This window comes from Bradyrhizobium manausense, from assembly GCF_001440035.1.
In the GTDB taxonomy this organism is placed as follows: Bacteria; Pseudomonadota; Alphaproteobacteria; order Rhizobiales; family Xanthobacteraceae; genus Bradyrhizobium; species Bradyrhizobium manausense.
In genome coordinates, this window is sequence record NZ_LJYG01000116.1 from 26,387 (window position 1) to 41,336 (window position 14,950).

Here is a 14,950-nt window from a genome sequence, read left to right on the forward strand (position 1 = left end):
TTATTAGCGGATTCTCGTGCGACGTGCACAGCCTAATATTGCGCCAGTTGTTGTGCATTGCGATCCGCTTCAGTTCACGAAGCGGCCTCACTGCTCTCGCAATGTTGTGCGAATCAAGACTTCAGATTCAGCCTCGCCGGCGGTGTGATTTTTTTGGGTTCCATTTGATTGGCGCGAAGCAGAACGTCCTGCGCAGCTTTTGCCTGTGGCGTGGAGCACCGAAAGTCAGGCGTGATGCGACACATCCTGGTCTTGCTTAGTTTTTGCGCAGTGCTCGCGGGATGCGCGGTCGCGCCGGCGGCGGAGCGGCGATCAATCGCATGGGACGGACTAGGTCGCGATCCAAATCACCCTGATGTCACGAAGCGTCGCGTTGCCGGTCGCACAGCACCAGAGACCGATCCTAATCTTGAGCGGCAAAGGGTGCTGGCGACGTTGCGTCCCTATTCCGACGCGTGGTGGGCTGTTCGAGACGAGATCTTAGCCGAGAACGACAGGCAGCTCGGCTCGAAGCTCGTGATCTGCCGCAGCTGCGTGGCACAGCCGCCAAGCGAAGAGACGACCGGATCAATCCGCTGAGGTGCGCCCTCCTCGCTCGCGGCAGAGCAGGGAGGAGGGCGCAGCGCGGTGCATCAGCGGAACGACACGCTCACATTCCCTCGGCGGGGCAATTCACCATCCAGGGGATGCCGAACTTGTCGACGCACATGCCGAAGCCCTTGGCCCAGAAGGTCTTGCTGAAGGGCATCGTGACGGTGCCGCCGTCGGCGAGCGCGTTGAACTTGCGCTCGGCGTCCGCAACGTCCGTGATCGTCAGCGAGATCGAAAAGCCCTGGGGTTTTTGAACATGCTCCGGCGGTGCGTCGGAGGCCATCAGCACGCTGCCGCCGGGCAGCGACATCCGTGCATGCATGATCGTCTTCTCGCGGCCGGGCGCGGCGGGCATGTCCGGCGGCGCCTCGGAGGAACGCATCATCATCTCGATCTTGCCGCCGAGAACCTTGGCGTAGAAATTGAACGCCGCTTCGCAGGTGTCCTGATAGAACAGATAGGGATTGAGCATTGTTCTCTCCTATTTCCTTGTTCTTTCCTCGTTGTTTCCTTGGGCCAGTGAGACTTATTACTTCTCGGTGAGCTTCTTCAGGCTGGCGAGGCCGACTTCAAAGTCCTTGCCGATCATCGTGTCCATGTTGATGAAGACCTGCATCAGCTTGGACATGAAGGGCGCCGGGCCGTACATCGCCCATGTAACCAGCGTAGCATCGCCTTGCGGCACAAAAGTGAATTCGGCGGTATTGTGCCCCTCGAAGGGACGCTCGAAGTCGAGCTTGATGCGGAGCTTCGACGGCGTGCTTGCCTCAAGAATTTCCATATGGCCGGCGCCGACATTGTTGTTGCCGTCCCAGGCATAGGTTGCGCCCCTCCCTGACGCGGTTCCACCGTAGATGCGCTTCATCGCGGGGTCCCGGTTTTCATAAGGTGACCAGCTGGTCCAGAAGCGGAAATCGGCGACCAGCGGATAGATCGCATCGGCCGGCGCCTTCAGCGCCAGCGAACGCTCGACACGAAACGTGTCGGGCTTGGTGAGGGCGAAGACGAGCACGCCCGCGATCCCGATCGCGAGGACAACAGCGATAATGGCAACAGCTTTCAGCATGATTGGCTCCCTTGATACGGGATTAAGACGAAGGGAAGCCGCGCTGGCCGACAATTTGGGAAGAGATTTTCTTGGCCGTCATTCCGGGGCACCCGAAGGGTGAACCCGGAATCTCGAGATTCCGGGTTCGATGCTTCGCATCGCCCGGAATGACGAAGTGATTGGAAGCCTGGGCACGGCAGCAGAGAAACGGCCGCGCCGTCAGTTCGCCTTCGCACCCTGCTTGGCACCGCCGCCCTTCGGCTGGCTATCCCGGATCAGGCGATCGATGTGCATGCGGATGTGGGCAGCTTCAGCGGAGGTGTTGGCGAGGGCGATGGCGCGGTCGAAGGCGATTCGCGCTTCGTCGTTGCGGCCGAGCTGCATCAGGAAGGCACCGCGCACGCCGTAGAAATGGAAGTAGTTGGCAAGCTTCGGCGCCAGCGGCTCGATCAGGTCGAGCGCGGCCTGGGGCCCGCGCACCTTGGCGACGGCAACCGCGCGATTGAGCGTCACCACCGGCGAAGGCTGCACCACTTCGAGCGCACCGTAGAGCAGGTCGATCTGGGGCCAGTCGGTCTCATCGGGCGTCGCCGCGCGCGCGTGCAGCGCGGCGATCGCAGCCTGGATCTGGTAGGGCCCGCTGCGGCGGTGGCGCATGGCCTTGTCGATCAAAGCGAGGCCTTCCGCGATCATGGTGCCGTTCCACAAGGCGCGGTTCTGGTCCTCCAGCAGGATCAGCGATCCATCTTCGGCAAAGCGCGCGGCGCTGCGGGCGTGCTGCAACAGGATCAGCGCCGTCAGCCCCATGATCTCCGGCTCGCTCGGGAACAGGCGCAACAACAGTCGCGCCAGACGGATCGCCTCCTCGCACAGCGGCTTGCGGATCTCCGCGCTATCGCCGCTCGCCGAATAGCCCTCATTGAAGATCAGATAGATCATCGCCGCGACGCCGGCGAGCCGCTCCGAGCGTTCCACCGCGCCGGGCGTCTCGAACGGCGTCCCGGCTTCCGCCACCCTGGCCTTGGCGCGGGTGATGCGCTGCTCCATCGCGGCTTCCGAAACCAGGAAGGCGCGCGCGATCTGCTTCACGGTAAGACCGGAGACGATACGCAGCGCCAGTGCGATCTGCTGCGTCGCCGGCAGTTGCGGATGGCAGCAGATGAACATCAGCCGCAAGATGTCGTCGCGATAGTGCGAGCCGTCGAGACGCTCGGCAATCGCGCCTTCGGCGTCGTCGAGATCGGAGATCGCCTGGTCGTCCTCCGGCAGCGGCTGCTGCTTGCGGGTGCGGCGAACCTCGTCGATGGCGACGTTGCGGCCGACCATGATCAGCCAGGCCGCCGGATCCCGCGGCGGCCCGTTCTCCCGCCAGTTCTTGAGCGCGCGCAAGCAGGCGTTCTGAAAGGCTTCTTCAGCCGTATCGAGATCGCGGAAATAGCGCAGCAGCGCGCCGACCGCCTGAGGTCGCGCCGAGGTCAGCGCCGTCTCGATCCAGCCAGTGTCGGCCTCGCTCACGCCGAAATTCCTCCCGGCCTGAACACGCCGACGGGGCGCACCTCATAGGCGCCGCCGGGATTGGCAGCGCCCAGGTCGCGCGCGACGTCGAGCGCATCGTCGAGGTTCTTGCAATCGACGATGTAGAAGCCCAGCAGCTGCTCCTTGGTCTCGGCATAGGGGCCGTCGAGCACCAGCGGTGGATCTTCCTTGCGCAAGGTCGCCGCCGCGGTGGTCGGCAGCAACCGCGCCACCGGGCCGAGCCGGCCTTGGCTGGTGAGCTTGTCCTGCACCACGGCGAGCTTTTTCATCACAGCCTCGTCCTGGTCCTTGCTCCAGGAGCCGACGAAGTCTTCGTCATGATAGCAAAGGATCGCATAAAGCATGGGCAGTACCTTACCTGAACGCTTGTTTTGAAGACGATCCAATATGCCTCGCCCCGACAGGGCTGCGGAAAAAAATTTGCGAGAAAAATCCGCCGGATCGTGCCAAGGAGAGCCACCAAAAGCGGAACCTTATGAGGCACTTCGAATGACCATGGGCACACTGGCCGTCCTGATCAACAGCACGCAGCAGAATTGGCTGCCGGAGCGATGGAAGGCCCGGTTCGATGCGGTCTGCGACGGCCGCCGCGTGGTGCTGCTACCGGATGCCTCCCTCGATCCCGCCGAGGTGCACTATGCCGCTGTCTGGAAACCCGTGCCGGGCGACCTCGGCGCCTTCCCCAATCTGCGGGCGATCTTCAATCTCGGCGCCGGCGTCGATGCGCTGATGGCCGACAAGAGCCTGCCCGACGTGCCGCTGGTGCGCGTCGCGGTCCCCGATCTCACCAATCGCATGACCGAGTATGTCGTGCTGCATGTGCTGATGCACCACCGCCAGGAGCTCTATTTGCGCGACTCGCAGCGCGCCAGGCGCTGGGAGCCGAAATATCAGTGGCCGGCGAGCGCGATCACCGTCGGTGTGATGGGGCTTGGCACGCTCGGCGCTGATGCGGCCGACGTGCTGCGCCGGCTCGGCTTCCGCGTCGCCGGCTGGAGCCGCAGCCCGCGCGCCATCGCGGGCGTCGAGTGCTTCCACGGCACCGCCGGAATGGATGCGTTCCTGCGCAAGACCGACATTTTGGTTTCGCTGCTGCCGCTGACGCCTGACACAAACGGCATTCTCAACCGCGAGGTCTTCACCAAGCTCAACCGCACGAGCCCGCTCGGCGCGCCGGTGCTGATCAATGCCGGCCGCGGCGGCCTGCAGAACGAAGCGGACATTCTCGCCTGTCTCGATGACGGCACGCTGGGCGCCGCCTCGCTCGACGTTTTCGTGCAGGAACCGCAGCCCGCGGACAGCCGGTTCTGGACCCATCCCAAGGTGGTGCTGACCCCGCACAACGCCGCCGACACCGATGCGGACGCGATCTCGGCCTATGTCGCCGAGCAGATCGCAAGGTTCGAGGCGGGCGGCGCGCTGGAGAACGTGGTGGATCGGGTGCGTGGATATTGATGCCGCGCGCTTCACATTCTCAGAGGTCGACCACGATATAGGCGTCCTCGACCGTGACCTGATATCGCTCCGCCACATAGGGTCCCATCACCAGATCGGAGCCGGCTTCAAGCTTGACCTCGAAGCTCCGCACCCTGGTGCGGCGCGGATCGCACCAGGATTGTCCGGTCGCCATGTCGAATTCCCAGCCATGCCAGGGGCAGCGCAAGAATTCACCGCGCCGTTCCAGGCGGTAGTCGCCGGGGCCGGATGACTGGCTGAGCCCGGTGACGACGCCAGAGCAGATCGCAGCTCCGCCGTGCGGACAGCGATTGAGCAGCGCATGAAGGCGCCCCTCGACATTGAACACGCCGATCTCGCGCCCGTCGACCACGACGACCTTGCGTGCGCCGGGCGGCAGCTCGGCTGCCGGGCAGACCACATGACGGCTCATGCAAGGCGATACAATGCCATTGCATTGTCCCTGAAGATCATGCGGCGCTGCGCCTCGGTCATCGGAAATTTGAAGGCAAAGGACGGATTGTCATAGTCCCAATGCGGATAGTCGGATGAATAGAGCAGCCGGTCCCAACCGATCCAATCGATGATCTCGACGATGTGGCGCGCCTGCGCCGGCTCCTCGATCGGCTGCGTCGTCCACCAGATGTGCTCGCGCAGATATTCGGAAGGACGCCGCCTGAGATGTGCGACCTCCTTGCGGAATTTCTCGAAATGCTTGTCCATGCGCCAGGCCAGCGCGGGGGCCCAGCCGAAGCCGCCCTCGACCAGCACGACCTTCAGCTTCGGAAAACGCTCGAATACGCCCTCGACGATCAGGCTCGAGGCAAGCGCTTCCATGCACGCGACGAAGACATAGTGCTCCTGCAAATAGAAGGTCGGCCAGCCGGAGCCCGTAGAGGGATGGCCACCATTGTAGCCGACCGGATGCAGACCGATCGGCAGGCCGGCGCGCTCCGCCGCCTCATAGATCGGCCAATAGCGCCGGTGGCCCAGCGGGTCCGAGGGCCTCGATGACAGCATGATCTGCACATAGCGGCGATCGCCGGCGCAACGTTCGATCTCGGCCACGGCCGCCTCGGGAAACTCCTGCGGCACGACGATGCCGGCGCGAAGGCGCGGCTCCTCGCGCACCCAGCGATCGATCTGCCAGTCGTTGGTGGCGCGCGACAACGCTGCCGCAAGACCGGGATTGCGCTCCTCCATGCCGCCCTTGCTGAGCGCCATCAGCAGGCCGAACTCGACATTGACGGGATCAAGATGCTGCCTGCGCAGGAGATCGAGATCCGATCCCGCAGGACCGCCCTTCTCGGGAAGCGAATCGGCGCGCATGCCGGCGGCCATCATGCGCGGATACATCAGCGCGCTTGGCAGCGCCTGTCGCACATGGACGCCATGGGTCTCGTAGTGCTCGCGCCAGCGCGGCTCGAGGTAGGGCAAGAGCTCGCCGGGCGTGCGGTGTGCCGGATGGATGTCGCAATCGACGACCGCCAGCGTCTGCCGGCCCTTCTGCTCGATAAAGGGTGCGTTCATCTCACGTCCTCCCTCGCAAGCTCGACGGCGCCGGCGGCCGCGCCCTGTGCCAGGCGGGGATAGGTTGCGAGCGCATTGTCGATCAGGATTTTCCGCAACGAGTCCGGCGGCAGCCCATCCGGCAGCACGTCGTCGCCGTCGAACTGCCAGTGCGGATAGTCGGTGGAGAACAGCAACATCTCATCCGACCCGATTCGATCGAGCGTCTGCGCGACCGCCGTCGCATCGGCCGCATCGAACGGCTGGACCGATAGGCGCAGATGCTCGCGAATGATCTCTGACGGCCAGCGGTCCACCCAAGGCACCTCCGGCCGCGCGCCACGCCAGGTCTTGTCGGTGCGCCACACGGTCATCGGCAGCCAGCTTACGCCGGACTCCAGCATCACCACCTTGAGGCGCGGGAAGCGGCGGAATACGCCCTCGGCAACGAGGCTGATGGTCTGGTTGGCGAAAGCCTGCGCCTGCGCGACATAGTCCTCGAACTGATAGGACGGCCAGCCCACGATCGTCGGCGCGTACCGATAGGTGCTGCCCGCGTGAACGGCAATGACGAGGCCGTGCCGTTCCGCCGCCTCATAGAGTGGAAAGAACTCGCGCCGGCCGAGCAGCTTTTCGCCCATCACAGGCAGCAGCACCTGCACGAAACGCGGGTCCGAGGCGAGACGCTCGATCTCGGCGACGGCCTGCGCCGGATCCTGCGGCGACACCAGGATCGAGCCGCACAGCCGCGGTTCGCGGTCCAGCCACTCCGCCCGCAGCCAGTCGTTCACGGCGCGGCAGATCGCCGCCGCCATGTCGTCGTTGTGGAGCGCGATCGCACCATGCATCACGTTGGCGATGCCGAACCGGAGGTCGAAGGCATCGAGGACATGGGCGCGCAGCGTATCGAGATCGCTCCGGGCGGTGTTCGGCGCCCGCCAGTCCGCGCGCGCGCTGATTGGCGCATTCGGCGGATAGCTCATCATGGCGAACGACATGCGGTCGATCGCGCGGTTCGTGATCTGGTCGCGCCAGTAGTCGTCGACATATGGCAGGAGCTGCGCCATGCTCGGCATCGGCGGGTGCAGGTCGCAATCGATTGCGCCTGCGAAAGGCATTTTCATCTTTCGCACTCCATTGCTTCGCTCGACGCGGCTAGGCCGCGGCCGTCTGATCGATCTTCCGCGCCGCCAGGTGCTTGCGCTGCGAGATTCCCAGCACCGAGACGCAGGCCGCCACCACCAGCGGCGGCAGAGCGGCCAGCAGGAACAGGTTCGAGAACGGCAGATGCTGTGCGATCAGGATGCCGGCAACCAGCGGTCCGCTGATCGAGCCGATCTTGGCGACCGACAGCGCCCAGCCCACGGCCGTCGTGCGGTTGGCGCTGGAATAGAACTGGCCCACCGAGCTGTTCAGGCCCTGATGGCCGCCCACGACGAAGAATCCGACACACGCCATCGTCCCAAGGTAGGTGCTGTCACCAAGACCGGCCCAGCCAAGCGAAGCAACCAGCGGGCAGGCAATCAGCGGCACGATCGCAATGGCGATGACGCCGAAACGATCGAGCACCCGGCCGATGGTGAGGCCGCCGACGGCGCCTCCCAGGCTGAACACGGTCAGGCCCATGGCCGCCTGCGCGGGCGTGTGCCCGGATGCCTCGGCCAGGATCGGCGTCCAGCTGTTGAGGAAGAACATCGTGATCGAGCTTGCGATATAGGCCACCCACAGGAACGGCGTGATGATCGCCAGCCGCCCGTCGAACAGCGAGGCGAGTTGCGACAGGGGTCCCATGCCGGCGCTGCCGGCGGACGCTTCGTCGCGCAGCACGAAGCGCGTCGTCGCCTGCGCCTGAAGGCCGGGCTCGATCCGGTTGAGGATACGCGCGATCTCCGCGGGCTCGCGATTGCGCACCACGAGGAACTTGATCGATTCCGGAAGCGCGAAATAGCACAGCGCGGCCCCCAGCAGCGGCAGCACGCCGCCGATCCAGAACACGATGGTCCAGCCGAACTGCGGCACGAGACCGGCAGCGATGAAGCCGCCGACGCTGCTGCCCGCGACATAACCGACCATGATGATCGCGACCGCCGTGCCGCGATATCGGCTCGGCGCATATTCGAGGTTGAGCGCGTAGCATAGCGGCGACAATCCGCCGATGCCGATGCCGGCGAGGAAGCGAAGCACGATCAGGCTCGTGATGTCGTTCGCCCACACCGTCGCCAGCGTGAAGCCGCCGAACACCAGCATCGAGGCCACGATCGACAGGCGACGGCCGATGCGGTCGCCGAGCGATCCGAATACGAGGCCGCCGACCAGGATGCCGAAAATGCCGGCGCTGAAGACTATTCCGAGCGCAGCCCGCTCGACGCCCCAGGCGCGGATGATCGATGGTGCGGCGAAGGCCATGGCCTGGAGGTCGTAGCCGTCCAGGAACATCATCGTCGTCGATAACATCAGGACTGTCAGGACCAGGCCATTGCGGCGCTGGCGCTCGATGACGTCGGTGACATCGATGATGTCAGATGCACTCATGCTCATTCCTCCCAGTTGCCGTTCGTTTTGGTGTGACGGCTTGTGGTAGCGGAGGAAGCCTATTTCCTTCGGGAATGGGGGAGAATAAGCTATTTCGCGCGATCATCTTTTCCGGATTGGATTAAATGGCCGATAGCCTTTTGAATATGAAGGCGTTTTTGGCAACGGCCCGAACCGGCAGTTTCTCCGAAGCCGGCCGGCAGCTGGGGGTGGCGCCCTCGGTCATCACCAAGCGGGTCGGACAATTGGAGTGGTCGCTGAAGACCACGCTGCTGCGGCGGAGCACGCGGCGCCTCGCGCTCACCGAGATCGGCGAGCGCTATCTCGACGTCATCAGGCAGATCGTGCGCGATTACGACGAGATGGCGAAAGGCATCATGCGATCGCCAAACGAGCTCGAGGGCCAGTTGCGCATCAAGGCGCCGGCCTCGCCGATGGTGATCAACCTCGCGCAATTGCTGTCGTCGTTTCAGATCAGATATCCGCGCGTGACGCTCGACGCGGTGCTGGTGGACCGCACGGTGAACCCGGTCGAGGAAGGCTTCGACATCGTTCTCACCATGATGCCGTCATCCTTCGACGGGGTGCTCGAGGAGCCCTTGCATGTGTTCGAACGCGTACTGTGCGCCGCGCCCTCTTATCTGGCACGGCGCGGCCAGCCCCGACACGCGCGCGACCTCGTCAATCACGATTGCATCGTGTTTTCGCCGATCGGGCCCTCCTGGACTTTCGAGGGGCGCAACGGCGTGACGACCGTGACAGTCCGGCCGCATCTCGTCACCAATAACGGCGCGCTCGTCATCGACAGCCTGTGCGCGGGCAGCGGCATCGCGATCGCCTCGCGCACCGCGGTGGCGGATCGGCTCAAGTCCGGCGCGCTGGTCGAGCTGCTCCCGGAGCTGCAGGTCCCCGATCTCTGGGTCAAGGCGCTCGTCCCGGCGACGCGCTCCAACCTCGCCCGCGTACAGACGTTGCTGGGCTCCCTGCGCGACGCCTTCCGGGACGCCGCGGCAGCGGCGCCGGCGCTCGCGCGCGAGACCTAGCGCGGGGGGACGACGCCGTTATGTTGGCCGATTAGCCTTGGCCTCCCCAACCGGCATCGCCGGTATCCCGTTCACCCTCTTTTAGCGAGAGATTGATACGCGTTGTTAGTCAATGCGCAGCGAGCGAGTCGGACATGCGAGCGAACCTCGGCCTCAGGATGCGGATCACGGTTGCGCTGGCGGTGACGGCGGCGGCGACGGCGCTGATTGCCGTGCTCGGCGCCATGTGGATCATCGCGGGGATCATCGACCGCGCCGACCAGCGCGAATTGCGCAGCCATTATGATGCGCTGCTGTCGCGGATCTCCGAAGAGTCCCGCCGCGCCGCCGCCATGAGCACGGTGGTGGCCGCGATGCCGGCGACGCAGGAGGCGATGGCCAAGCAGGATCGCGACGCCCTGATGCGCCTGTTCGGGCCGGTGTTCGCAGCGACCAAGTCCGAATACGGCGTCGAGCAGTTCCAGTTCCATACGCCGCCCGCGACCTCCTTCCTGCGCGTGCACCAGCCGGCGAAGTTCGGCGACGACCTCTCGAGCTTCCGCAAGACCGTCGTCGACGCCAATCAGGAGCGCAAGGTCATCGTCGGACTCGAAGGCGGGGTCGCCGGGCTTGGCATCCGCGGTGTGGTGCCGATCGCGCAAGCGGGCAAGCATCTCGGCTCGGTGGAATTCGGCCTGAGCTTCGGCCAGTCCTTTCTCGACGATTTCAAGGCCAACCGCCATGTCGACATCGCTTTCCACCTTGCCGATGGCGCGGGCTTCAAGCTGTTCGGCGGAACGCTGAAGGGCCAGAGCTTCTTCGATGCCGCAGATTACCGCGGCGCCACCGGGGGCGATTTTGCGGTACGGCAGTCGAAGCTCGACACCAGGCCGGTCGCGGCGCTGCTCGGGCCGATCAAGGACTTCTCGGGAAAACCGCTCGGCGCCGTCGAGCTGGTGATGGACAACGCCGATTACGTGGCTTCCGCCGACCGCGCCTGGATGCTTGCGATCGGCATCGCCGTGCTCGGACTCGTGCTCGCCGCCATCGTCGGCTACCTCATCGCCCGCGGGATCTCGCGCCCGATCCTGTCGATCACATCAGTGATGCGCGCGCTCGCCGACGGCCATCTCGACGTCGCCATCCCCGAAAGCAAGGCCAATGATGAGGTCGGCGCGATGGTGAAGGCGGTGGCGGTGTTCCGCGACAATGCCATCAACTTCAGCAGGCTCCAGGCCGGCCAGCTCGAGGCCAAAGCACAATCCGAGGCGGAGAAACGGCGCGCCTTCGCCGCGCTCGCCGACAATTTCGAGGCCAGCATCCGCGACGTCGTCACCACAGTCTCCTCGGCCGCCGTCGAGATGGAACACACCGCGCGCTCGATGTCCGCCATCGTCGAGCAGTCGCGCAATCAGACCCGCGCGGTGTCGTCGGCTTCGGCGCTCGCCTCCGAGAACGTGCAGACGGTTGCGGCTGCCGCGGAAGAATTGTCCTCGTCGATGACCGAGATCAACCGGCGGCTCGCGCATGCGACCGAGGTGGTGGGCAGGGCTGCGAGCGACGGCCAAGCGTCGAATGCGCGCGTGCAGAGCCTCGCCGATGCCGCGCAGAAAATCGGCGACGTCGTTTCTTTCATCAACGGCATCGCCGGGCAGACCAATCTCTTGGCCTTGAATGCGACGATCGAGGCGGCGCGCGCGGGCGAAGCCGGCCGCGGCTTTGCCGTGGTCGCCTCCGAGGTCAAGGCGCTGGCGACCCAGACCGCAAAGGCAACGGAAGAGATCGGCGCACAGGTGACAGCCGTCCAGGGCGAGACGTCAGGTGCGGTCGAAGGCATCCGGTCGATCTGCGCCACGATTCAGCAAGTCGATGAAATCTCCGCGGCAATTGCGGCCGCCGTCGGCCAGCAGGGCACGGCGACGCAGGAGATCGCCCAGAACGTTCAGCAGGCCGCCGCCCGCACCGGCGAGGTCTCGCAGAACATCGCCGGGGTCACCGACGGCATCGCAGCAACCGGCACAGCCGCGGAAGAGGTGCTCGCCTCTGCCGTCGAGCTGTCGAAACAGTCGCAGCGGCTGCGCGATGAGGTGGATCGCTTCCTCGCCCAGATTCGCGCGGCGTAAGTTAGCTAGACTTAGCCCCCACCATCACGTCAATCGCGCCTTTGACGATTTCCTCCAGCTCCTTGCGCGGCACGCGCGCGCGGGAGCGGATGGCGATGGTGTGGATGGTGGCGGAGGCGAGTTGTGCCAGCACGGCCGGATCGGCACTGTCCGGCAGCTCGCCCTTTTCCTTGGCGCGGCGGAAGCAGCTTGCAAAAGCCTTGTCGAGATCAGTGAGCCCCTCCAGCACCATGGCGCGTATCTCGGGATCGCCGACGGCTTCGGACGCCGCCGTCACCACGGTGAAGCAGCCGCGCGGCCCGGTCTCGCCGGAAAGATAGATGTTCAACGCGGCGGCATAGATGCGTTCCAGCCGCTGACGCACCGGCATCTCCTGGCGAAAGATCTCGACCATGGAGGCGCGGGCGTCCTCGCGGTAGCGCTGATAGCTCTTGATGTAGAGCTCGCGCTTGTCGCCGAAGGCGCCGTAAAGGCTCGGCCGGTTCATGCCGGTGGCTGCGCTGAGGTCGTCGAGCGAGGTCGCGGCAAAGCCTTGCTTGCGAAACAGATCGAGCGCCTTGCCGAGGGCGATTTCGGGTTCATAGGCGCGCGGCCGGCCACGGCGCTTGGGTTCGCCGCGGCGCTGGGGTTCTTTGGCAGCAGCTGGCGGCTTCGATTTTTGTACCATTTCGCAATTAATCCTTGACCCGCCCCATATTATGCAAGATGGTACAAAAATCAATCTGGCCAGGTTGAGCGACACCCACACGAGGACCTGCCGAAGGAGGCCCATCATGGATCTTTATTTCTCGCCGCTCGCCTGCTCCATGGCGACGCGCGTCGCGCTCTATGAAGCCGGCGCTGATGCGAATTATCTCGAAGTCGATCCCCCGACCAAGACAGTGCTGAACGACGGCTCTGATTTCCGAGCGGTCAATCCGATCGGTCTGGTGCCGACGCTGCGTACCGACGAGGGCGTGGTGCTGACCGAGAATGCGGCGATCCTGCAATATGTCGCCGACCGCTTTCCGCGATCCGGTCTTGGCGCCACGGCAGGTATCGAGCGCACCCGGCTGCATCAATGGCTCTGCTTCATCGGCACCGAGCTGCACAAGGGGCTGTTCATCCCCGTGCTCGACCGCAAGGCGCCGCAGTCGGCCAAGGCCTATGTGCTGGAGAAGAACCTGTCGCGGCTCGACTATCTCGACAACTACCTGAAAGGCCGCGACTACCTGCTCGACCATTTCAGCGTGGCCGATGCCTACCTGGTCACGGTCATCAACTGGACCATGGCGACGCCGCCGATCGAACTCGCGAAATGGCCGAACGTGAAGGCCTATTACGAACGCTTGCGCCAACGGCCGTCGATCGCGAAAGCGATCGCGGAGGAATTCGAGCTGTACAAGGCCGAGCTGGCCCGGAAGAAGGCGGCTGCGTAGGTCAGGCCAAAGGCAACGTCCCGGCCGGCGAGGCCGGGACGGACTCTTTCAGCGGTTCACCCCGCGTAGCCATACACTGCGATCGCATTATCTGACGACACGAGACCGCTCTCGAGGTCGTCTTTCACCGCCGCACGATCGCGCATCGTGGGATCGCCGATGCCGGCGCCGCCGGGCGTATGCACCACCAGGCGGTCGTCCGGCGGCACCTGCTGAAAGCCCTTGCCACGCAGCTTCTTGCCCGACTTGAGGCCGACATAGCCGGCCTCGCCGTTCTTGCCGCCATCTCGGCCGCGCGGCGGATGTTCGATGCGGTCGAACGCCGCCAGGATATCGAACGGCGCATCGACGCCGCTGCCGACCTCGATGATCTGGCCGAGACCGCCGCGGGTGCGCCCCGCCCCGCCGGAGTCAGGCCGCAGCTCCTTGCGCCAGAAGATCAGCGGCGTCTGCGTCTCCGCGATCTCGACCGGCGTGCCGCGCACGCCGCTGGGATAGGCGGTCGCCGACAGCCCATCCTTCGCAAAGCGCGCACCGGTGCCGCCGTTTGAGGTCACCGCCATCGAGAATCCGTAATTGCCGCCGACGCCGGAACGTGTCTGGCCGCGTACATTGAGATTCCACAGGCAGGAGGTGCCTTCGGCGGGCACGCGTTCGGGAATGATCTGGCGCAGGCAGCCGAACACGACGTCGGGCAGCATCTGCCCGATGATGTGGCGCGATGCGACCGGCGCCGGCTTGGGCGCATTGAGGATCGCCCCCGCGGGCGCCGACACCGTCAGCGGCGAGAGCGAGCCGGCATTGTTCGGGATCTGCGCGGCGACGACGCAGCCGAGGCCGAACACGGTGTAGGCCGTGGTGTAGGACAGTGGCACGTTGATGCCGAATTTCGACGCGGCCGAGGTGCCGTCAAAATCGACGTGGATACCTTGATCGGAGATCGTCAGCGTCGCCGCCAGCGTCACGGGCGCATCATAGCCGTCGACCACCATGCTGTTGCGCCAGCTTCCCTTGGGCAGTTTGGCGATTTCGGCGAGCACGGCCTCGCGCGAGCGGTCGCAGATATAGTCGCCGAGCGCGTCGAGCGTATCGATGCCGAATTCGGTCATCATCTCGACCAGGCGTTCGCAGCCGACATCGTTGCAGCCGGCGAGCGAATAGGTGTCGCCTTCGGTATCGATGGGCAGGCGCGTGTTGGTGCGGATCATCGCCATCAGCGTCTCGTTGACGACGCCCTGGTCGATGAGCTTCAGCATGGGGATGTAGAGCCCCTCCATGAACACGTCGGTGGCATCAGGGCCGAAGCCGATGCCGCCGATGTCCATGAGATGGCTGGTGCAGGAGAACAGCGCGACGATCTTGCCGTCCTTGAAGCAGGGCGTGGTGACGACGAAATCGTTGAGGTGGCCGGTGCCCATCCAGGGGTCGTTGGTGATGTAGGCATCGCCCTGCTTCATCGTCTCGAGCGGGAAATGCGCGATGAAGTGCTTGACCGATTCCGCCATCGAGTTGACGTGGCCCGGCGTGCCCGTCACCGCCTGCGCCAGCATCCGCCCCCTGAGGTCGAACACGCCGGCGGAGAGATCGCCGCATTCGCGCACGATCGGGCTGAACGCGGTGCGCAGCAGCACCTGCGCCTGCTCTTCGACCACGGCGATCAGCCGGTGCCACATGATCTGAAGGTCGATCAGGCTCGCGCCGTTTGCCTTGCTCATG

At 64.9% G+C, this 14,950-nt stretch carries 14 protein-coding genes; 4 read left to right on the top strand and 10 right to left on the bottom strand.

The annotated features are described in order from the left end of the window. Positions 1 to 649: 649 nt before the first annotated feature. From AOQ71_RS40345 to AOQ71_RS40360, 4 genes are all read right to left on the bottom strand, one after another. Positions 650 to 1,063 carry a VOC family protein gene (locus AOQ71_RS40345; protein ID WP_057759192.1) on the bottom strand — a complete coding sequence of 138 codons (414 nt, stop codon included), beginning with the start codon at positions 1,061 to 1,063 and terminating at the stop codon, positions 650 to 652. Between the two features lie 57 nt (positions 1,064 to 1,120). Further along, the gene (locus AOQ71_RS40350) at positions 1,121 to 1,657 is read right to left on the bottom strand and encodes an SRPBCC family protein (protein WP_057759194.1); all 537 of its coding nucleotides are present in this window, start codon (positions 1,655 to 1,657) and stop codon (positions 1,121 to 1,123) included. A 201-nt stretch (positions 1,658 to 1,858) separates the two neighbouring features. After that, positions 1,859 to 3,154: an RNA polymerase sigma factor gene (locus AOQ71_RS40355; protein ID WP_057759196.1), complete on the bottom strand. Its 1,296-nt coding sequence runs from the start codon at positions 3,152 to 3,154 to the stop codon at positions 1,859 to 1,861. Continuing rightward, positions 3,151 to 3,519 (bottom strand): YciI family protein, encoded by a 369-nt coding sequence (locus AOQ71_RS40360; protein ID WP_057759198.1) that lies wholly within the window; start codon positions 3,517 to 3,519, stop codon positions 3,151 to 3,153. The genes AOQ71_RS40355 and AOQ71_RS40360 overlap by 4 nt, the downstream gene beginning before the upstream one ends. A gap of 145 nt (positions 3,520 to 3,664) precedes the next feature. On the opposite strand from AOQ71_RS40360, the gene AOQ71_RS40365 reads away from it, so the two are divergent. Then, a complete protein-coding gene (locus AOQ71_RS40365; RefSeq protein ID WP_057759200.1) occupies positions 3,665 to 4,630 on the top strand; it encodes a 2-hydroxyacid dehydrogenase in 966 nt (321 codons plus the stop codon). A 19-nt stretch (positions 4,631 to 4,649) separates the two neighbouring features. Here the strand turns inward: AOQ71_RS40365 and AOQ71_RS40370 are convergent, their stop codons facing one another. From AOQ71_RS40370 to AOQ71_RS40385, 4 genes are read right to left on the bottom strand one after another with little or no spacing between them, the layout of a single operon-like run. After that, positions 4,650 to 5,063, bottom strand: a complete 414-nt coding sequence (locus AOQ71_RS40370; protein WP_057759203.1) for a Rieske (2Fe-2S) protein — start codon at positions 5,061 to 5,063, stop codon at positions 4,650 to 4,652. Then, the gene (locus AOQ71_RS40375; RefSeq protein WP_057759205.1) at positions 5,060 to 6,160 is read right to left on the bottom strand and encodes an amidohydrolase family protein; all 1,101 of its coding nucleotides are present in this window, start codon (positions 6,158 to 6,160) and stop codon (positions 5,060 to 5,062) included. The genes AOQ71_RS40370 and AOQ71_RS40375 overlap by 4 nt, the downstream gene beginning before the upstream one ends. After that, positions 6,157 to 7,263 carry an amidohydrolase family protein gene (locus tag AOQ71_RS40380; RefSeq protein WP_057759207.1) on the bottom strand — a complete coding sequence of 369 codons (1,107 nt, stop codon included), beginning with the start codon at positions 7,261 to 7,263 and terminating at the stop codon, positions 6,157 to 6,159. Before AOQ71_RS40380 ends, AOQ71_RS40375 begins: the two co-directional genes overlap by 4 nt. Positions 7,264 to 7,294: 31 nt before the next feature. After that, on the bottom strand, positions 7,295 to 8,671 hold the full coding sequence (locus AOQ71_RS40385; RefSeq protein WP_057759210.1) for an MFS transporter: 1,377 nt from the start codon (positions 8,669 to 8,671) through the stop codon (positions 7,295 to 7,297). 125 nt (positions 8,672 to 8,796) lie between these two features. Between AOQ71_RS40385 and AOQ71_RS40390 the strand changes: the two genes are divergently transcribed. Both AOQ71_RS40390 and AOQ71_RS40395 read left to right on the top strand, forming a co-directional pair. Then, complete coding sequence (locus AOQ71_RS40390) at positions 8,797 to 9,714, top strand: LysR family transcriptional regulator (protein ID WP_057759212.1); 918 nt, start codon at positions 8,797 to 8,799, stop codon at positions 9,712 to 9,714. 134 nt (positions 9,715 to 9,848) lie between these two features. Then, positions 9,849 to 11,816 (top strand): methyl-accepting chemotaxis protein, encoded by a 1,968-nt coding sequence (locus AOQ71_RS40395; RefSeq protein ID WP_057759213.1) that lies wholly within the window; start codon positions 9,849 to 9,851, stop codon positions 11,814 to 11,816. A gap of 1 nt (position 11,817) precedes the next feature. Here AOQ71_RS40395 and AOQ71_RS40400 read toward each other — a convergent pair whose 3' ends face one another. Beyond that, a complete protein-coding gene (locus AOQ71_RS40400; RefSeq protein ID WP_057759215.1) occupies positions 11,818 to 12,483 on the bottom strand; it encodes a TetR/AcrR family transcriptional regulator in 666 nt (221 codons plus the stop codon). A 106-nt stretch (positions 12,484 to 12,589) separates the two neighbouring features. On the opposite strand from AOQ71_RS40400, the gene AOQ71_RS40405 reads away from it, so the two are divergent. After that, the gene (locus AOQ71_RS40405; protein WP_057759217.1) at positions 12,590 to 13,234 is read left to right on the top strand and encodes a glutathione binding-like protein; all 645 of its coding nucleotides are present in this window, start codon (positions 12,590 to 12,592) and stop codon (positions 13,232 to 13,234) included. A 56-nt stretch (positions 13,235 to 13,290) separates the two neighbouring features. Here AOQ71_RS40405 and AOQ71_RS40410 read toward each other — a convergent pair whose 3' ends face one another. Further along, the gene (locus AOQ71_RS40410) at positions 13,291 to 14,949 is read right to left on the bottom strand and encodes a hydantoinase B/oxoprolinase family protein (RefSeq protein WP_057759219.1); all 1,659 of its coding nucleotides are present in this window, start codon (positions 14,947 to 14,949) and stop codon (positions 13,291 to 13,293) included. Between the last annotated feature and the right edge of the window lies 1 nt (position 14,950).